At 74.7% G+C, this 18,485-nt stretch carries 18 protein-coding genes; 9 read left to right on the top strand and 9 right to left on the bottom strand.

Going from position 1 to position 18,485, the window contains the following annotated elements:
- Positions 1–11: 11 nt before the first annotated feature.
- Positions 12–839, bottom strand: coding sequence for a phytanoyl-CoA dioxygenase family protein (locus tag ACLWS4_RS16680; RefSeq protein WP_375875305.1), 828 nt, complete (start codon positions 837–839; stop codon positions 12–14).
- A gap of 376 nt (positions 840–1,215) precedes the next feature.
- Between ACLWS4_RS16680 and ACLWS4_RS16685 the strand changes: the two genes are divergently transcribed.
- The 3 genes from ACLWS4_RS16685 (at position 1,216) to ACLWS4_RS16695 (ending at position 2,947) form a co-directional block, all read left to right on the top strand.
- Positions 1,216–1,878 (top strand): TetR family transcriptional regulator, encoded by a 663-nt coding sequence (locus ACLWS4_RS16685; protein ID WP_380776949.1) that lies wholly within the window; start codon positions 1,216–1,218, stop codon positions 1,876–1,878.
- 119 nt (positions 1,879–1,997) lie between these two features.
- On the top strand, positions 1,998–2,192 hold the full coding sequence (locus ACLWS4_RS16690; protein WP_049659048.1) for a DUF1918 domain-containing protein: 195 nt from the start codon (positions 1,998–2,000) through the stop codon (positions 2,190–2,192).
- A 44-nt stretch (positions 2,193–2,236) separates the two neighbouring features.
- On the top strand, positions 2,237–2,947 hold the full coding sequence (locus tag ACLWS4_RS16695; protein WP_416874464.1) for a DedA family protein: 711 nt from the start codon (positions 2,237–2,239) through the stop codon (positions 2,945–2,947).
- A gap of 7 nt (positions 2,948–2,954) precedes the next feature.
- On the opposite strand, the gene ACLWS4_RS16700 is transcribed toward ACLWS4_RS16695, so the two are convergent.
- Positions 2,955–3,695: a PIG-L deacetylase family protein gene (locus ACLWS4_RS16700; RefSeq protein ID WP_416874465.1), complete on the bottom strand. Its 741-nt coding sequence runs from the start codon at positions 3,693–3,695 to the stop codon at positions 2,955–2,957.
- Positions 3,696–3,933: 238 nt separating this feature from the next.
- On the opposite strand from ACLWS4_RS16700, the gene ACLWS4_RS16705 reads away from it, so the two are divergent.
- Positions 3,934–4,953 carry an MDR family NADP-dependent oxidoreductase gene (locus ACLWS4_RS16705; RefSeq protein ID WP_416874466.1) on the top strand — a complete coding sequence of 340 codons (1,020 nt, stop codon included), beginning with the start codon at positions 3,934–3,936 and terminating at the stop codon, positions 4,951–4,953.
- A gap of 16 nt (positions 4,954–4,969) precedes the next feature.
- The gene (locus tag ACLWS4_RS16710) at positions 4,970–5,362 is read left to right on the top strand and encodes a MerR family transcriptional regulator (RefSeq protein ID WP_049657112.1); all 393 of its coding nucleotides are present in this window, start codon (positions 4,970–4,972) and stop codon (positions 5,360–5,362) included.
- Between the two features lie 92 nt (positions 5,363–5,454).
- On the opposite strand, the gene ACLWS4_RS16715 is transcribed toward ACLWS4_RS16710, so the two are convergent.
- From ACLWS4_RS16715 to ACLWS4_RS16735, 5 genes are all read right to left on the bottom strand, one after another.
- Positions 5,455–6,651: an MFS transporter gene (locus ACLWS4_RS16715; RefSeq protein WP_416874467.1), complete on the bottom strand. Its 1,197-nt coding sequence runs from the start codon at positions 6,649–6,651 to the stop codon at positions 5,455–5,457.
- 5 nt (positions 6,652–6,656) lie between these two features.
- The gene (locus ACLWS4_RS16720; RefSeq protein ID WP_416874468.1) at positions 6,657–7,271 is read right to left on the bottom strand and encodes a GNAT family N-acetyltransferase; all 615 of its coding nucleotides are present in this window, start codon (positions 7,269–7,271) and stop codon (positions 6,657–6,659) included.
- The gene (locus ACLWS4_RS16725; protein WP_074004673.1) at positions 7,268–8,494 is read right to left on the bottom strand and encodes a type III PLP-dependent enzyme; all 1,227 of its coding nucleotides are present in this window, start codon (positions 8,492–8,494) and stop codon (positions 7,268–7,270) included. The genes ACLWS4_RS16720 and ACLWS4_RS16725 overlap by 4 nt, the downstream gene beginning before the upstream one ends.
- A 120-nt stretch (positions 8,495–8,614) precedes the next feature.
- On the bottom strand, positions 8,615–9,928 hold the full coding sequence (locus tag ACLWS4_RS16730; RefSeq protein ID WP_416874469.1) for a DUF6271 family protein: 1,314 nt from the start codon (positions 9,926–9,928) through the stop codon (positions 8,615–8,617).
- Positions 9,910–11,004: a phytanoyl-CoA dioxygenase family protein gene (locus tag ACLWS4_RS16735; RefSeq protein WP_049657105.1), complete on the bottom strand. Its 1,095-nt coding sequence runs from the start codon at positions 11,002–11,004 to the stop codon at positions 9,910–9,912. Before ACLWS4_RS16735 ends, ACLWS4_RS16730 begins: the two co-directional genes overlap by 19 nt.
- Positions 11,005–11,434: 430 nt before the next feature.
- Here ACLWS4_RS16735 and ACLWS4_RS16740 point away from each other — a divergent pair, with 430 nt between their 5' ends.
- Positions 11,435–13,378 (top strand): FUSC family protein, encoded by a 1,944-nt coding sequence (locus ACLWS4_RS16740; protein ID WP_416874470.1) that lies wholly within the window; start codon positions 11,435–11,437, stop codon positions 13,376–13,378.
- 137 nt (positions 13,379–13,515) lie between these two features.
- On the opposite strand, the gene ACLWS4_RS16745 is transcribed toward ACLWS4_RS16740, so the two are convergent.
- A complete protein-coding gene (locus ACLWS4_RS16745; RefSeq protein WP_049657344.1) occupies positions 13,516–14,919 on the bottom strand; it encodes an amidase in 1,404 nt (467 codons plus the stop codon).
- 325 nt (positions 14,920–15,244) lie between these two features.
- Between ACLWS4_RS16745 and ACLWS4_RS16750 the strand changes: the two genes are divergently transcribed.
- The 3 genes from ACLWS4_RS16750 (at position 15,245) to ACLWS4_RS16760 (ending at position 17,839) form a co-directional block, all read left to right on the top strand.
- Positions 15,245–16,594: a cytochrome P450 gene (locus ACLWS4_RS16750; protein WP_416874471.1), complete on the top strand. Its 1,350-nt coding sequence runs from the start codon at positions 15,245–15,247 to the stop codon at positions 16,592–16,594.
- A 95-nt stretch (positions 16,595–16,689) separates the two neighbouring features.
- Positions 16,690–17,418 carry a rhomboid-like protein gene (locus ACLWS4_RS16755; RefSeq protein ID WP_416874472.1) on the top strand — a complete coding sequence of 243 codons (729 nt, stop codon included), beginning with the start codon at positions 16,690–16,692 and terminating at the stop codon, positions 17,416–17,418.
- A 10-nt stretch (positions 17,419–17,428) separates the two neighbouring features.
- Positions 17,429–17,839, top strand: a complete 411-nt coding sequence (locus tag ACLWS4_RS16760) for a hypothetical protein (RefSeq protein WP_416874473.1) — start codon at positions 17,429–17,431, stop codon at positions 17,837–17,839.
- A gap of 55 nt (positions 17,840–17,894) precedes the next feature.
- On the opposite strand, the gene ACLWS4_RS16765 is transcribed toward ACLWS4_RS16760, so the two are convergent.
- A complete protein-coding gene (locus tag ACLWS4_RS16765) occupies positions 17,895–18,476 on the bottom strand; it encodes a DUF421 domain-containing protein (protein WP_049657336.1) in 582 nt (193 codons plus the stop codon).
- Positions 18,477–18,485: the final 9 nt, after the last annotated feature.

Below are 18,485 nucleotides of genomic sequence, written 5' to 3' on the forward strand. Positions count from 1 at the left end.
GGCAGTGCTCCTCAGACGGTTCCGGTGTACTCGGTGCGGGCGTGTTCGCTGCCGGTGTACTCGGTGAAGTGCCGCTCCGCGAACAGCTCGGGCCACTGGCCGTCGGCCAGGTCCAGTTCGCGGGCCCGGGCGAGCATCTGCCGCCAGTACGGCTTCACCGGGCGCCAGCGCGCTCCCACCTGGCAGTAGGAGGCGTCGACGAAGTACCGGGGGCGGCCCGGCCCTTCGGGTGCCGGCCGGCGGGTGTGGAACAGCGCCGAGTTGAGCAGCACGGTGGAGCCGGGCGGCAGCCGGTCGATGACCACCTCGCCGGGCAGTTCGCCGGTGCCGTGGTGGGCGTAGGCGGACTTGCCGACGGTGCGCAGGTGCGAGCCGGGCAGCACGGCCAGGCTGCCGACCTTCTCGTCCAGTCCGCCGAGGTAGTGCAGCGCGTGGACCATCAGCAGCGACGGGTCGGAGCGGTCGTTGGGCTCGCAGTCGTGGTGCCAGGCCTTGCCCGGGATCCCCGGGTCCTGGCGGTCGCTGTGCAGGTGGTGGAAGACGAAGTCCGGCCCGAGCAGGCGGGTCAGGGTGCGCAACAGGGGCGGGTGGGTGAGGAGTTCGCCGTGGGCGGGCAGTTCCAGTTCCAGCAGCGGGGGCGGTCCGTGCCGTAAGGGGTCGGCGCACGCGGCGATCGACCGGGCCCGCAGGCCTTCGTCGACCCACCGGTCCACCTCGGGCGCGAGCCGTTCGCGCAGCGCTTCCGGCAGCAGGCCGGGCAGGACCAGGTACCCGGACTCCAGGAACTGGCGGCGGTGCTCGGTGTCGAGGGCCTCACGCCCTCCGGAGGACGGCGTCACCGAACCGATCCCCTCCTTCCGTTCGGCGGGGAACACACAGGGAATCGGCGCCACGGGACGTGGCGCGGGCAGTGGGGGCACACGGCGTCATCCAGACCTCGGGTGGCGGCGGAGCGTCCGTCACAGGCGCCTCGGCCGCCACAGCTGAATCGTGATCACCACGAAGAGGCATGCGTTGATCACGCAAGGTAGTCCGCCTCAGGAGTATGAACCTGTCTTCGCGTCCACGACAAGACCAATGCCAACCCGTGGACACCTTCCCGCCACCGTGCCGTTCAGCTCCGGCCACCAGTCGTCTCCCGTCCCACAGGGAACTCCGGTCCGTTCGCGCCCCGGTGATTCGCCGCCGCAACAGCGGATGCGGCACAGTGAGGTCATGAGCGACAGGAGTCACCCCGCCCCCGGACCGGTCCGGCGCCGCCCGGTCCAGCAGCGCAGCCTGGAGCGGTACGGCCGCATCCTGGACGCCTGCGCCGGGCTGCTGGACGAGGTCGGGGCGACCGCGCTCACCACCAAGGAGGTCGCCCAGCGCGCCCAGGTGCCGATCGGCACCCTGTACCAGTTCTTCGCCGGCAAGGAGGACCTGCTGGCGGCGCTCGCCACCCGCAACCTCGACCACTACCTCCAGCGCCTGGACGCCCGGCTGGCCGCCGCCGCGCCGGTCGGCCCCGCCCTCTTCACCGATCTCGCGGTGGAGGAGTTCGTGGCGATGAAGCGCGCGGTGCCGGGCTTCGGCCAGCTGGACTTCGGCCTGGCCGGACCGGCCGTCCCCACCGGCGTCCGGGACGACCGGTACCTGCTGGACGCGGGCGTGGACAACAACACCGCCGTCGCCCTGCGGCTCCAGGCGCTCGGCGGCGAACTGTTCCGGGCGGGCGACCCGACGGCCGTCATGCTGACCCTGCGGGTGGCCCTGGAGGCCGCCGACGCGGTGCTCAAACTGGCCTTCCGGGAGTCCCCGGACGGCGATCCGGCGCTGATCGCCGAGTGCAAGCGGCTGGTCCGCGGCTACCTCGCGCAACAGCCGTCCGCCCGCTGAGGCCCGGCCCCGCCGGCCCCGCCCGCCCGAGGCGTTGCGCGGCCGCCGCCCCCGCAGCACAGTGGATAGCGGGAACCGTCCGCGGAGGCGGCCCGGCACACGACCCGAGGGAGCAGACCATGCACGCGGCGGTAGGTGACCGGCTCCACATCCACAGCAGGTCGGTGGGCATGGTGGACCAGAAGGGCGAGATCGTCGAGGTGCGCGGCACCGACGGCGAACCGCCGTACGTGGTCCGCTTCGAGGACGGCCACGAGGGCCTGATCTACCCCGGCCCCGACTGCAACATCGAACAGCGCCAGGCGGAACGCTGACCCACTCCCCCGCCACCCCGCCCCGCGCGAGGTGGTGAGGAGCGGTGCCCGCCCCCACGACCCCGCTGCCCGGGGCACTCGCCGGACTCGCGCCACTGCTGGACCACTACGGGTACCTCGCGGTGGCGGTGCTCGTCCTGCTGGACAACTGCGGCGTCCCGGTGCCCGGGCAGACCGTCCTGGTGCTGGCCTCGGTGTACGCCGGCACCGGGCACCTCGACCTCGCCGCCGTCCTGCTGATCGCCACCGGCGCCGCCGCGCTCGGCAACGGCCTCGGCTACCTGATCGGCCGCACCGGCGGACGCGCCTTCGTCCACCGCTGGGGCCGCTACGTGCTGCTCACCCCGGCCCGGATGGAGCGCGCGGACGGCTTCTTCGCCCGGCACGGCGGCAAGGTGGTCGCGGTCGCCCGCTTCGTGGACGGGCTGCGCCAGTACAACGGGATCATCGCCGGGACCACGGAGATGCCCCGGCGCCGGTTCCTGGCGTTCAACCTGCTCGGCGCGGTGCTGTGGACGGCGGTCTGGGGCACCTTCGGCTACCTCGCCGGCGCCAACATCGGCGCCGTGTACCACACGGCGCTGCGCTACCAGGTCTGGTTCGCGGTCGGGTTGGGCGTGCTGGTCGCCGCCCTCCTGCTCCGGCAGGTGCTGCGCTACCGGCGCCGGCGCCGCGCGGGCACCGACGCCGACGCCGACGCCGACTCCGACCCCGACGCCGGCTCCGGCCCCGACTCCGGCTCCGGCTCCGGGTAGCCGGAGGTCAACGCAGCGGGAACACCTCGAACGGCACCGCGAAGCGCGTCCCCAGCCGGCTGCCCGCGCCCCGGCCGAAGCCCTCCAGGAACTCCCGCGGCTCCGCCATCGCCCCGCCCAGCCCGGCCAGGTACGCCTTGTGCTCCTCCAGCGAGGCGACGCCCTGGTCGAAGGTCCCGGTGGTGTCCACCGCGTGCTTCGCCTCCGGCGAGGCCACCGCCCAGATCTGCCGCACGCCGTTCCACGGCTCGTGGCCCTCGTCCAGCAGCTCGCGGAACACCCAGCGGTTCCCGGCGTCCCGGACCCCGTCCAGGGTGGCCCGGCCGACCGCGACGTGGTCGGCCTGGTTGAGGAACACCCCGCCGTAGGTGTCCCGGAAGTTGCTGGTGATCACGATGTCCGGCCGGTGCCGGCGCACCACCCGGGCGATGTCCCGGCGCAGCGGCAGCCCGTACTCCACCACGCCGTCCGGGTGGCCGAGGAACTCCACGGTGTCGACGCCGACCACGCGCGCCGAGGCGATCTGCTCCGCCTCGCGCAGCGGACCGCACTCGGCCGGGTCCAGCGTGTCGATGCCCGCCTCGCCGCTGGTCACCATCACGTAGACGACCTTCTTGCCCTGCGAGGTCCAGCGGGCGACGGCCGCGGCCCCGCCGTACTCCATGTCGTCGGGGTGGGCGACGATCGCCAGCGCCGTCCGCCAGTCCTCGTCGACGGGCTCGAAGGGCTCGGGGGCCTGCTCGGTCATGCTGCTCGTTCCTCTCGGTGCGGCTCGGGGTCGTCCGGCGGTACGGACGTACGGGGGTATCACAGTCGTACGTCCGTACCACGCGTGACTCTAGAAGACCCGCGTCCCCCACGCCCCGTCAGACACCTCCGTGGCCAGGCGGCTTGCCCCTGACGCAAGGGTCAGGGGTTAGCGTCCGGGCGTCCCGCGGCGGCACCGACCGCCGCCGCCTCCCCCGCCCGCTCAGAGGAGTGCCGCCATGGCCCTGCCCACCACCGCCCGCGTCGTCCGGCTGACCGCCGCACCGGCCGGACTGCCCGCCCCCGGGGACTTCACCGTGGCCGAGGAGCCGCTGGCGGCGCCCGGCCCCGGGGAGGTCCTCGTCCGCAACCGGGCCTTCCTGGTCTTCCCCGGGCTGCGCACGCTGATCGGCGGCGCGGGCTCCGGCCTGCCGATGCCGCACATCGCCCCCGGGGACGCGCTGTTCGGGCCCGCCCTCGGCGAGGTGCTGGCCGCGCCGGAGGACGGGCCGCTGCGCCCCGGCGACCTGGTCACCCACCTGAACGGCTGGCGGAGCCACGCGCTCGCCGAGGCCGCGCATCTCACCCCCGTCCCGTCGGACTTCCCGGACCCGCTCGCCCTGGTCTCCGCCGCCTCGGCCGGCTACGGCGGGCTGACCCGCTCCGCCGGGGTGCGCCCGGGCGACGTGGTGCTGGTGACCGGCGCGGCCGGCGCGGTCGGCACGGTGGCCGGGCAGGTCGCCCGGCTGCTCGGCGCCGCCCGGGTAATCGGCACCACTCGCTCGCCCGCCAAGGCGGAGCGGCTGACCGCCGAACTCGGCTACGACGCGGCGCTGGTGCCCGGCGGGCGGCCCTTCGCCGAGCAACTGGCCGCGGCGGCACCGGAGGGCGTCGACGTCGTGCTGGACCTGGTCGGCGGCGAGCAGCTGACCGCCGCCGTGGACGCGGCCCGGCACGGCGCCCGGTTCGCCCTGGTCGGCGCGTTGGACGGCCAGCTCGCACCGGAACGCCGGGGCGGCGACGCACCCGCCGTGATCGACGCCTTCCGGGTCGCCACCCTCGGCCTGAGCCTGCGCGGCTTCACCGTGCTCGACCACCCGGACCTGGAGGCCGAGTGGCGGGAGCGCCTGGCCGGCTGGCTGCGCGCCGGGGAGATCGTCCTGCCCCGGACGCCGGTGGCGGGCATCGACCGGGCCGTCGGAGCGTTGACCGGACTGTTCACCGGGGACACCTTCGGGACGACCGTCGTGGAACTCTGACGACCAGGGAGCGGGCATGCGGATCGGGGACGCGGCAGCGGCGGCGGGCACCACACCCAGGGCGCTGCGCTTCTACGAACAGCGCGGCCTCCTCCATCCGCCCGCCCGCTCCGCCTCCGGCCAGCGCGAGTACGGCCACGCCGAGGTCGCCCGGGTCCGGGTGATCCGCCAACTCCTCGCCACCGGGCTGACGGTGGACGACCTGGCCAGCCGGGCCCACCGCCTCGACCTGCTCGACCAGGACCCGCCGGTGCGCTGCTCCGGCTCCCCCGGTCCCGACACCTTCGCCCCCGTCGTCCACGCCCGGCTGGCCGCCCTGGACGCCGAGATCGCCCGCCTCACCGCGCTGCGCGCCAGGCTCGCCCACCACATCGCCACCGGCGGCGCGGACGTCCCGGCCGGGGACTGACGGACGCCCGGGTCACCGGCCTCCGCAACGGACTCGCCCGGCACCTCGCGACGGGGGTGCGCGAGGTGCCGGGCGAGGGTCCGGGGGTGGGGTCAGGTCGCGTCGGCGGCGAGCCGGGGTTCGGCGGGGGCGTCCTGGTCGGGCCAGCGGATCCGGGTGGCGCAGAGCGAGACGACGGCCGCCGAGGCGGCGACGGCGGCCATGCCCCAGAGCAGGCTGGTGGCGCCGGCGATGAAGCCGATCACGGCGGGGCCGGCCAGCAGGCCGGTGGTGCCCATGGCGGCGACCAGGGAGAGCGCATCGGGGCCCTGCCGGGCGGCGGCGACGTAGACGCACGGGGTCACCGCCGCCACGCCGAGGCCGACGCAGGCGAACCCGAGCAGGGTCGGGACGACACCGCCGACCGCCAGGGCGAGGGCCAGTCCGAGGCCGGCCAGCAGGCTGCCGGTGCGCACGATCCGGCCGTCGCCGAAGCGGGTGCGCCAGCCGTCCGCGAAGATCCGGGCGCAGACCATCATCACCGAGACCACCGCGATGCCCATCGGGGCGAGCCCGGCGCCGGCCTGCACGTAGTCCTTGAGGTAGAGCGCCGACCAGTCGTTCATGGCGCCCTCGGTGACGGTGCCGAACACCATCGCCAGGCCCATCCAGAGGGTCACGGCGGTCGGCAGCACGAAGCCGCGGCGCTCCTTCCGCTCCTCCGGCTCGGCGGCCGCGGCCGGGCCGTCCGTCAGCAGCCCCGGCCGGGCGGCCATGACCAGCACCGCGAGCAGCGCGGCGGCCACGCCGAAGTGCGCCGCCAGGGTGCCGGTGACGGAGGTGACGCCCGAGGCCAGCAGGGCGGCGAGCAGCGAGCCGGCGCTGAAGGTGGCGTGCAGCCGGGACATCGTGGTCCGCTCGAAGCGGGCCTCCAGCGCGGCGCCCTGGGCGTTCATCGCGACGTTCAGGGCGCCGACCGCGACGCCGTCGAAGAACAGCACCAGCAGCGTCACCGGATAGTTCGGCACCACCGACAGCGCGAGCAGGACGACGCCGAGGGCGAGCGCGGACAGCACCGAGAGCAGGCGGGAGCCGAGCCGCCGCATCAGCACCGCGACCAGGGGGAAGGACACCGCCGCGCCGACCCCGCAGGTCATCAGCAGCAGGCCGATCTGGGCCTCGCCCAGGTCGAGCCTGGCCTTGAGCGCGGGCACCCGGGAGACCCAGGTCGCGTACTGGAATCCGAGGACGAAGAACAGTGCGCCGATGGCCACTTGGGACCGGCGGAAGTCGTCGCGAACGGGGGACATCGGTATCAGCCCACTTCGGCTCTGGAGTGCGGCCCGGGGGTCGGGTCGGTGGGGTGCGGCAGCGGCCGGGACGGGACGGGGTCCAGCGGCATCGCCATGTAGACCGCCCGGGTGCCGTAGCTCTCGGGCAGGTCGATCTCGGGCCGGGCGCGGTAGCCCAGCGTGGTCCACAGCACGTGCGAGCCGCGGACGGCGACCAGCGAGACGCTCCGGTAGCCGGCCGTCCGGGCGGTCTCCTCCAGGTGCCGCAGCATCCGCAGGGACAGGCCCCGGCCGCGCAGCTCCTCGGCGACGACCAGGTCGTGCGCGTGCATGTTGGTCGGCCGCTCGCCCGCGCCCGCGCCGTGTCCGTCCTCGCTGCGGGCGAGGTCCGGGCAGCGGAACAGCGGGTACGGCAGGGCGAGCAGGTACCCGCCCACGCCGCCCTGGCCGTCCGGGTGCTCCAGCACGAAGCAGGTGTCCGGCGAGGCGCGGTGCCGGGACCGGAGCGCCTCGCGCCCCTCGGACAGGCCGCTGGCGGCGTAGGCGCGCTCCTCCAGCGCGACCACGGCGTCCCAGTCCTCCTCCCGGAGCAGCCGGATGCGCAGGTCGGTCGGAGCGTCGACGAGGGCGTCGGTCATGCGGTGCCTCCGTGGTGGTCCCGGCCGTCGCCGCCACCGATGCAGGTGTACGGCAGCGGCGCGAAGCCGTTGAACCCGCGGGTGGCGTAGGCCGTGGCGTACGCGCCGCAGGAGTGGATCCAGACCGGGTCGCCGGAGCGGACCGCGCGCGGGACGCGCACCCGGCCGCCGTCCTGGGCGTACGCGTCGTCGCTGTCGCAGGTCGGGCCGGCCACCACGGCGTTGACGAACTGGCCGCCCGGGTGGGCGGGGAACTCCAGCCGGTACTGGAGCTGGTCCATCTCGTACAGGCCGTTGAACTTGCCGCAGCTGAGGTAGAGCCAGTCCTCCCGGGTGCCGTCGAGGCGGTGGCGGGAGGTGAGCCGGGAGACGTGGGCGCGGATCGCGCCGTGGTCGGCGACCAGGTGGCGCCCGGGCTCCAGCAGGAACTCCAGCGGCCCGGCGGTGACGGCGCGCAGCCGTTCCATGCCCTCGCGGATCACCACGAACATCTTGTCCAGCGGCGGGTCGAGCGGGCGCCCGCCCCGGTCGAGGACGCCGAGGGCGGGCAGGCCGCCGCCGAGGTTGATCCGGGTCGGGGTGATCCCGCGCCAGTTGAGCGCCTCCAGCACGGCGGCCAGCGCGTCCACGGCGGCGGTCCAGGCCTCGGCGGTCATCTGCTGGGAGCCGACGTGGACCGACAGGCCGGACGGCACCAGCCCGGCGGTCCGGGCGGCGTCGAGCACCCGCACGGCGTCCTCGGGCGAGCAGCCGAACTTGTGGCTCAGGCCCCACAGGGCGCCCTCGCCGGTGGTCGCGATCCGGCAGAACACCCTTGCGCCGGGGGCGTGTTCGGCGATCGCCGCGACGTCCTCCAGGCTGTCGGTGGCGAAGTCCCGCACGCCCAGCCGGTAGGCCTCGGCGATGTTGCGGTCCGACTTGATGGTGTTGCCGTAGTGGATCAGCTCGGGCGGCACGCCGGTGCGCAGCGCCTGGGCGATCTCCTGCGGGCTCGCCGCGTCGAAGCCGGAGCCGAGCGCGGCGAGGTGCTCCATCACCTCGTCCACCGGGCAGGCCTTCATGGCGAACCGGACGGCCACGCCGGGCAGTTCGGCGCGGAGCGCGGCGTACTGGCGGCCGATGCCGTCGAGGTCATAGATGATCCGGTCGTCGGTGCCGTCGGCGAGTGCGGCGCGCAGCGCGCCGCGGTCGTGTTCGTCGGCGCGGGGTGGTTCGGTGTGCAGCACGGAGACGGACGGGGCGCGGTGGGCGGGCGGGTGGCCGGCGGCACGGGCGGTGGCGTGACCGGCGGCCGTACTGGTCTTGCTGGTGGTCTGGCGTATCACGGTGAGCTCCCCGTCCGGCTAGCGCGGCGACCGGTCGGCGGGGGTGGCCTTGGCCGCCCGCACCAGCGGGCCCCACGCGTCGATCAGCGCTGCGAAGTCCTCGATGTCCGCCTGCGCCTCGTCGAGCAGGCGCGCCCGCAGGGGCGCCAACCGGTCCGCGAAGTCGGCGTACTTCCCGCCGAGCCGCCGGTAGCAGCGGTCGAGTTCGGCGAGCCTGCGGTGGTTCTCCGCGCGGTCCGTCGCGGCGCTGCGACGGGCGGAGTCGGCGATCGCCTCGGGGCGGACGCGGTGCTGCTCGTCCAGCAGGGCGCCGCCGGCGGTCTCCATGTCGGCGTAGACCGGGTAGAGGTAGAGCATGGAGAGCAGGAACTTGGCGTAGCGCAGCTGGTAGGCGGTGAAGCCCGGTCCGGTGCGGCGTTCCGGGGTGTAGTAGTTGACGATGTGGCGGTTGTGGGTGACGCCCGGCAGGGTCGCGTCACGCACCAGGTGGTGCAGGAAGTAGTCGCTGCCGATGGTGTCGGTGGCGGGCGGCAGCGGCACCCGTTCGTACACCTCGTGGTGGAGGCCGATGTTGCACATGTCGATGTGCCAGATGTCGGGCAGGTCGAGCACCGCGCGGTCGGCGGTGAACGGCTCGCTGCCGCCGCCGGTGAAGGACTCGGCGACGAGTTCGCGCTTCTCCTGCTCGCTCGCCCCGGTGGGCGCCCAGAGCGCGACCACGTCGTGGTAGACCTCGGGGTCGAGTTCGCGGATCTCGCCGATGTCGACGGAGAGTTCGCCGACGAAGGAGGCGCCGACCAGCGCGACCTGCTTGTCCGCGTGCGCCGGGTCGAGGCGGTTCTCGGTGACGGCGGCGGCCGCGTCGGCGGCCTTCAGGCCGAGCGTGGCCAGCTCGTGCTCGATCGGGAACACCGGTTCGCCGTCGAGCAGTTGGTAGCTGCTGTCGGAGTCGCGGCGGTGCACCGACGCGCAGCCAAGCGCGGCGGCCAGCAGGAACGCCCGGTTGGTGCAGGCGCCGTAGGAGAGGGCGTCGGGCAGCATCAGGCGCAGCAGCCGGTCCGGGTCGGCCGCGCCGGAGCGCTCGACCGCCTCGCGCAGGAAGGCGCGTTGGGCGTCCTCGTCCAGGTGGTGGACGACCACGCCCTCGACGGCCGGCAGAGCGGCGAGGGCCGCGGCGTGCCGGGCGCGGGTCGCGGGGTCGGCGGAGTCCAGCACCAGCAGGTGCACCCGGACGCCGAACCGCCGTACGGCGTGGGCGGCTTCGGCGCCGATCGCGGTGATGGTGTCCGCGCACGCGCGGTTGGTGGGCAGGGTCAGGCAGACGTCGCGCATTCCCGCTCCCCCGTGTCCCCGCGTTCGTCGAACGGCTTGCCGCTCCAGGAGCGCAGGCCGAGCAGCTTCTCCCCCAGCTCGGTGAGTTCGGCGGTCCCGTAGCGCTGCGCCTCGGGCCGGTCGGCGTCGCCGACCAGCGTGCGGTTCCAGTCCGGCGTGCCGAGCGTGCGCCAGGACTCCACCCGGGAGCGGCGCAGCTTCTCGGACTCCTCCAGCGCGGGCATCATCGACAGGTACTGCACCGCGCGCACCCCGCCCGCGGAGGTGTTGGGCGCCACGCCGTGGGCGAGCAGGCCGTTCCAGATCAGCAGGTCACCGGCCTTCAACTCGGGCCGGACGACCGGGTACTCGGCGCGGTCGACGTCCGGGCGGATCGGGTCGCGGTCGGCCGGCTGGGCGGCCTGCCACTGGTTGAAGCGGCGGAACAGCTCCGGGTCGCACTGGAAGCCGCCGTGGTCGGGGGCGGTGTCGTTGAGCGCGATGATGCCCTGGACGCGCTGCGGCAGCACGCTCCGGGTGGTGTCGACGTCCCAGTGCAGCTCGATGTCGAAGCCGCGGTCGGTGGGCTCGATCAGCGCGCGGTCGCGGTTGCGGACGTTCGGCGGGTTGAGGTTGAGCCGGTCGAGGGTGACCCAGAGCTCCTCGCAGTCCCACACGTCGACGAAGGCGTCGTAGACGCGCTGCGCCTGGCGGCTGTCCCAGATGAGCTGGTGGTGGTAGGCCTCGACGAAGCCGTAGATGTGCAGGTGCCGGTCGAGTTCGTCGCGGTAGTCGCGCTCGCGGTACCAGTCCTCGGGGCGGTCCGGCGACAGGCCCTGGAACTCCCAGGCGAAGTCGAGCAGTCGGCGCGCGGCCTCGGCCGGGATCGCCTGCTTCACCACCACGTAGCCGTAGTCCTGCCAGAAGGCGTGGTCCTCCTCGGAGAGCACGCGCAGCGGGCGGGTCTTGCGGACCTCGCGCAGTGCGGTCGGGGCGAGGTAGCTCTCGGTGTCGGCGCTGAAGTAGGGGCGCTCCGACGCGGCCCGGTACAGGTATTCCCCCGCGGGTCCGTCGGAGTGTGGGGCAGGGCTCGGCATGGGCAGTCACTCCATGGTTCGTAGTCGACGCAGCGCTTCCTCGTACGCCAGGTGCGGGCACGGCGAGTCGGCGGCCGGTCACCGGCCGCAACGGGAATTCGAGCGCGGACCGGAAGGCCGTCCGCACACGGCCCTTCTCCCCTCGGCCCGCGGGCGCGGAACAGCGCCACGTCAGGGGGTCAACTCGTCCGTCCGGCAAGGCCGCTCACCCTGCATCAGCCATTGCCGAACCGCGCTCCCCATACGTTGGACTAGACCAACTAATGGTGTCAACCCTTTCCTGCGGGTTACCGATTGGGAAATCAACGCAGCTCACGGCGCCTCTCGGGGTTCGCTTTATGTTTCGGAGGCTGACATAAGCGCGGGTATGTTTCCGGAATTGACATAAGCGCGAACGGTGAACCGCCCGGGTCCGCCGTACGTTGGGCACATGGCACGCGCGTTGACGGCTCCCCCGTGGCTGACCGAGGGCCTGCGCCCCCGGTCCGCACCGGTCCCCTGGGCGGCGGCGGCCCGCGCCTCCGTCGCGCTCGCCGCCCCGCTCGCGGTGGGCACCGCCACCGGACGACCCGGCTACGGCGCGCTGGTGTCGATGGGCGCGCTGTCCGGAGTCATCGGGGACACCGCCGACGCCTACCGGATGCGGGTGTTCAACATCGCCGTGCCCCAGCTGTTCGGCGCCCTCGGGATGCTGTTCGGCACCCTGGTGTTCGGCACCGGCTGGACGGCCGTCGTGACGGTGACCGTCGTCGCGCTGGTCTCCGGCATGATCTCCTCGATCGGCGCGGTCGCCTCCGTCTCCGGACTGCTCCTGCTGCTCAACGCGGTGGTCGGGGCCGGCCTGCCGCTGCCCTCCCCGTGGTGGCTGCCGCCCGCCCTGCTGCTGCTCGGCGGCCTGGCGGTGCTCACCCTGACCCTGCTCGCCTGGCCGCTGCGGCTGGGCGTCCCCGAGCGGGCGGTGGTGGCCGGCACCTACCGGGCGGCCGCCGACCTGCTGGAGGCCGCCGGCACACCGGAGTACGACGGCCGCCGCCACGCGCTCACCCAGTCGCTCAACCAGTCCTACGACCTGCTGCTCGCCCGGCGCGCCCGCCGGCACGGCCGCTCACCCACCCTGGCGCGGCTGCTCGCCCAGCTCAACGCACTGATCCCGGTGGTCGAGGCGGCCCCCGCGGCCCAGCTGCGCCCGCCCGAGTTCGGCCCGCTGCCGGCCGACTACCCGGCCGCCGTCCGCGCGCTCGCCGACGCCGTCGAGCGGGACCGCGCCGGCCCGGCGCCGCCCCTCGCCCTGCCGAGCCCCGCCGGGCCGTCCACCCGCGCCCTGGTCGAGGCGATCGAGCACGCCGCCACCGTGGCGTACGAGGCCTCGCCCGACCCGTACGCCGCCGACGACCGGCTCGGCCGGCCGGCCCGCCTCGCGGTGCGGGCCCGGCGGGCGGCCAGGGCGCTGCTGCTGTCCGGCGCGTCCTGGCGGTACGGGCTGCGGCTGGCGCTGTGCATCGGGCTGGCGCAGGTGCTGGTCTCGGTGATCGCGGTGCCCCGCTCGTACTGGGTGGCGCTGACCGTGACCTTCGTGATGAAGCCCGACTTCGGCTCGGTGTTCTCCCGCGCGGTGCTGCGCGCGTTCGGCACCGCGGCCGGGCTGCTGATCGCCATCCCGGTCCTGGCCGAGGTGCCGCACGGCTGGTGGGACGTCCCCGTGATGGCGGTGCTGGCGACGCTGATCCCGGTGCTCTCCGCCAAGGGGTACGCCTTCCAGACCGCGGCCATCACCCCGGTCATCCTGCTGCTCTCCGACCTGCTCAACCACCAGGGCTTCCACCTGGTGCTGCCCCGGCTCTACGACTCGCTGATCGGCTGCGGGATCTCCCTGCTGGCCGGCTACCTGCTGTGGCCGGAGTCCTGGCACACCCGGATCGGCGACCGCCTCGCCAACGCCGTCCAGGACACCGCCTCGTACGTGTCGCTGGCCTTCGCCACCGGCCCCGGACCGGACGAACCGGCCGCCCGCGCCCGCTACCGGCGGCGGCTCTACCGGGACCTGTCCGCCGTGCGCAGCGAGTTCCAGCGGGCCCTCACCGAGCCGCCGCCGGTCGGGGCCCGGGCGCGGGCGTGGTGGCCGGTGGTGATCGCGGTCGAGCGGATCGTGGACACCACCACCGCCACCCGGGTGCGGATCGAGCACGGCGCGCCGGTGCCGACCACCGCCGAGGTCGCCGCCGTCACCCGGGAGCTGGCCGACCTGGCCGAGGCGCTGCGCACCGGCGAGCGGCTGCCGGAGGCGCGGCCGGACGCGCTGTCGCCGGACTGCGCGCTCGCCCGGCTGCACCACGAGGTGCGCGCGGCCCGGGCGGTGGCGGCGCCGCTGCCCTGAGCGTCACCGCCCGGAACGTGTCACCGCCCGGAGCACCGGGGTCCTGAGCACCGGGGTCCTGAGCAGCGGGGCCCTGAGCGCCGCCACTCCGAACGCCGCCGTCGCCGAACGGCCGACCGGGCCCCGGACCGGCCCGCTCAGTCCTGGATCCGCCGCCAGGGCCGGTCCGCCTCCAGCGCGAAGGCCAGCTCCAGCAGCAGCCGCTCCTGCCCGTGCGCCGCCGACAGGTGCACCCCGACCGGCAGCCCGCCGGGCGCGGAGCCCGCCGGCAGGGCGATGCCCGGGCCGCCGGCCACGTTGTTGACCGGGGTGAAGGCGACGTAGCGCGTCAGCCGGTCCATCAGCTCGTCGAAGTCCACGTTCGGGCTCAGGTGCCCGATCGGCGGGGTGGTGTGGGCCAGCACCGGGGAGAGGATCACGTCGTGGGTGCGGAAGATCCGCGCGTACACGCCCTCGGCCCGGCGCAGCCGCCGCAGCACGCCGGGGGTCCGCGGGAACTCGGCCTGGAACCGGCGGCGCAGCCCGGTGGTCAGGCCGTCCAGCCTCCCGGCCCGGAAGCCCGGGTCGATCAGCAGCCGGCCGGTGGCCGCGACGGCCCAGGCGATGTAGCCCCAGTAGCTGACGAAGTCGCGGGAGAACTCCTCGCCGAAGGGCAGTGCGGCGGGCTCGACCAGGTGGCCCATCGCCTCCAGCCGGGCGGCGGTCTCCTCGACCACCCGCCGGGTCGGCCCGTCGGTCCTGGCGGTCGGCGAGTCCACCACCAGGCCGATCCGCAGCCGCCGCTCGCCGGGCCCTTCGACCAGGCCGAGCGGGGGCAGCGCGGGGTTGCTCCGGTGCCGCTCGGCGGCGGCGAGGAAGGCGGCGGTGTCGCGCACCGAGCGGGTCAGCACGCCGTCGGTGACCAGGTCGATCGGCAGTTTGCCGCTCTGGGCGTTGGTGACCAGCCGGCCCCGGGTGGGCTTGAGGCCGACCAGCCCGCAGCAGGCCGCCGGGATGCGGATCGAGCCGCCGCCGTCGTTGGCGTGGGCGATCGGCACCACGCCGGAGGCCACCAGGGCGGCCGCGCCGCCCGAGGAGGCGCCGGCCGAGTGCGAGGGCTTCCACGGGTTGCGCACCGGCTGGGCGGTGGCGAACTCGGTGGAGGCGTTGAGGCCGAACTCGGGCAGCCGGGTCTTGCCGAGGACGGCCAGGCCGGTGGCGAGGAACTGGTCGGTGAAGCGCGCGTTGCGGCGGGCCGGGCGGGCGGGGAAGGCCTCGCTGCCCATCCCGGTCGGCAGGCCGCGCAGGTCCACGTTGTCCTTGAGGTAGGTCGGCACGCCCCAGAGCGGACCGCCGATGCCCTCCCGGCTGATCCGCGGCCTGTCGTACGAAGCGTGGGCGACGGGCAGCAGCGCGCCGTCCACCCGGGCGGCCCGGTCGACGGCCGCGCCGACCAGCTCCCGGGGGTTGACCGTACCGGCCCGGACCAGCGCGGCGAGCGCCACCGCGTCGTGGGCGCCCAGGGCGTCGTCGGCGAACGCGTGGACCCGCTCGTCGGTCATCCGAACCCCCCACTCCCCGCCGGACGTTCCGCCGTCCGACCATCGCACCGGCTGCTCGTACCTGCCCGGTTCTACTGACCGGTAATCTCACTGGGCTCCGAGTGTAGGCCCACCCGGCGACGCCCTGCGGCCCGGGGCGCCCTGCGGCCCGGGGCGCCCGCTCCCGGGCGGACGAGCCGTCAAGACAGCGAGGGCGCACGATCGTTCGCCCCGCGCCCCCGCGTTCACCCCGTCCGCCGGTCCACGATCGTTTCGCCGCACACCGCCGGGAAAGATCACGTTCGCGATTCGTCCCGGTCCTCCCGCCCCAACCAAGGTGACGCCCGTGCCGACCCCGTTCTTCCCGACCACCCGGTTCACCGCGGCCACCGCCCCCGGCGGCCTCCCGCTGCTCGGCCACGCCCCCGCCCTCCTCCACCACCCCCACGAGTTCGTCGCCGGCCTGCCCGCCCACGGCGACCTCGTCCGGCTGCGGCTCGGCCCGCTCCGCGCGTACGTGGTCTGCCACCCCGAGCTGGTCCGCCGGATGCTCACCGACGACCAGACCTTCGACAAGGGCGGGCCCCTCCTCGACAAGGCCCGGGAGGTCTTCGGCAACGGCCTCGCCACCTGCCCCGCCGCCGCCCACCGGCGCCAACGGCGCATGCTGCAGCCCGCGTTCCACCGCGACCGGCTGCCCGGCTACGCCGCGCTGATGATCGAGGAGATCGCCGGCGCCACCGCCCGCTGGCACGACGGCGACGTGATCGACGTCCCCGCCGCGATGTACCGCCTCTCCACCGCCGTCACCGCCCGCTGCCTGTTCGCCGCGCACGAGCGGGCCGGCTCGCTACCGGTGCACCGGAGCATGGACGTGGTGACCCGCGGCGTCGGCCGGCGGCTGATGCTGCCGCTGCCCGGCGCCGACCGCCTCCCCACCCCCGGCAACCGCCGCTTCCGCCGCGCCCAGCAGGACCTGCGGGAGATCACCCGGCGGCTGATCGCCGAACACCGCGCCACCGGCACCGACCGGCAGGACCTGCTCTCCACGCTCCTCGCCGCCACGGACGAGGACGGCCGGGGCCTGTCCGACACCGAGGTCCACGAGCAGGTGGTCACCTTCCTGCTGGCCGGCATGGAGACCACCGCCGCCACCCTCTCCTGGGCCTGGACACTGCTCGCCGCCAACCCGGCCGTCCGGACCCGCCTGCACGCCGAACTCGACACCGTCCTGGACGGCCGGCCCGCCCGCCACGAGGACCTGCCCTCCCTGCCGCTCACCGCCCGGATCGTCAGCGAGACCCTGCGGCTCTACCCGCCGCCGTGGATCCTCAGCCGCACCGCCACCACCGACACCGAGCTCGGCGGCCACCGCGTCCCGGCCGGCGCCACCCTGCTGTACAGCCCGTACCTGCTGCACCGCCGGCCCGACCTGTTCCCCCGCCCCGACCGCTTCGACCCCGACCGCTGGCTCACCACCGCCCGCCCCGCCCCCGGCACCTACGCGCCCTTCGGCCTCGGCGCCCGCCGCTGCATCGGCGACGCCTTCGGCACCACCGAGGCCGTCCTCGCCATCGCCACCATCGCCGCCCGCTGGACCATCGCCCCCACCCCCGGCCGGCCCGTCCGCCCCGTCCGCGGCTCCTCCCTCGTGCCCCGGCCCTTCACCGCGACGCTGACCCGCCGGGTCCGCTGACCGGATCCCCACCGGGCTTCGGTACTGTCCCGGCAGGGCCGGCCGCACGGGCGCCGGCCGCGGACCACACCGCTCGACCGGGACACCACCAGACCATGAACGCACCCACCCCATCGGGGCTCCTGACCGGGCTGCTCCGCGCCGTCCGGACGTACCCGCGCCGCTCGCCGCTGACCTTCGGCTACGTCCTCCTGCTCCTGCTCGGGAACGTCTGGGTCGGGAACCTGCTCGCCGCGGACCGGGCGGACGCGCTCCGCGACCACATCAGCACCAACCTCGACAACCTCCACGACCACCCGGTCACCGCCCTGTTCGGCAGCGCGCTGCTGTTCGACGGCACCCTCACCGAGATCCTCTCCACCGGCTTCGGCGGCACCCTGATCACCCTCGGCCTCGGCATCGGCTGCTGCCTCGCCTGGACCGAGCGCCGCTTCGGCAGCCCGCGCGCCGCCGCCGTCCTCCTCGGCGGGCACATCGGCGCCACCCTGCTCACCGCCGCGGTGATCGTGTTCGCCCTGCGGCACGGCTGGTACCCGGAGAGCGTGCGCCAGGCCTCGGACTACGGCATCAGCTACGGCGCCCAGACCGTCCTCGCCCTCGCCGTCCTCGCCCTGCCCCGCTGGGCCCGGCTGCCCTGGGCCGCCTTCGTCCTCGCCTGGCCGCTCTCCGGCGACGGCGAATGGCCCGGTCCCCTCCCGCCGTTCACCACCGTCGGCCACCTGTTCTCCGCCGCCCTCGGCTTCGCCCTGGCCGCCGCCGTGGCCCTCACCGCCGCCCGCCGCCGGCGCGCCGAAACCCTTGCCCCGGCGGCGGCCGACCGGTGATCATGCCCGGATGACCAGGAGTGCGAAGACCCCCTTCCACAGCCCCCGTTCCTTCCAGCTCTGGCACTACGGCATCGGCCACAAGGAGCTGGTGCTGCGCAGCCAGGCGGGCAGGCAGGAGCCCGAGACCCTCGACATCGTCTTCGAGACCGTGCGGGCGATGAAGCTCCACACCCACTACCCCACGCTGACGATCCGTTCCGCCACCCCCGAGGAGCGCAGGAGCATCCGGGAGTTCTCCGACGGCGGCCCGGGCGAGCTCTCCGGCGTGGGGCACTACTACCTGGTCCTGGAGTCGGAGCGGGACCCGGCCTTCGTGGTGTGCCGCCGGGTCGAGGCCTACGCCCGGCCCGGTGCGGAGGCCGACTACCGCATCACGGCGTCGACCGGGCGCCTGGTCTGGGCCGGCAGCCGGGCCTGAACCCGCGCCCGGGCCCGGCTCTGAGCCTGGACCCGTGCCCGAGCGCGAGCCCACGTCAGCCCGGCGGGCGCCGGTCGGCGGCGATCGCGGTGAGCAGCCGCTCGATCTCCGCCAGCCGGCGCCGCAGGTCCTCGACGTCGGCGCGGGTGGCGCTCTGCTCGCCGTGCTTGAGGGCCACCAGCAGCTGCCCGTCCGGCTCCAGCCGGGCGCGGGCGACGTCGCCGACCTTGTCGCCGTTCTGGATCCGGATGGCGTGCTCCAGCTCGGACGGGCGCAGCGCCAGGCTGTGCAGCGCGCCCTCGACCAGCTTGCCGTCCTTCACCACGGTGGTGGGCCTGCCCTCCAGGAGCCGGGCGGCCTTCGGGTCGCGGGCGAGCCAGCGGGTGACGCCGGCGTTCACCGCGACCAGCGTGACCGCCCCGATCGCGCCGCCGAGCAGGCTGTTGTCGTTGCCGATGATGGCGTTCTGCACCACGTTGGAGAGCAGGAAGACGACCACCATGTCGAAGGTGTTCAGCCCCGCCAGCCCGCGTTTCCCGGCCAGCCGGAACAGCACCAGGATCAGCACGTAGACGGCGACCGTACGGAGGACCTTCTCCACGATCGGAATCTGGACGGCCATCAGGTCGTGCCACACTGCCCCGCT

Origin of the sequence: Kitasatospora sp. SC0581, from assembly GCF_048159585.1 — a bacterium.
Lineage (GTDB): Bacteria > Actinomycetota > Actinomycetes > Streptomycetales > Streptomycetaceae > Kitasatospora.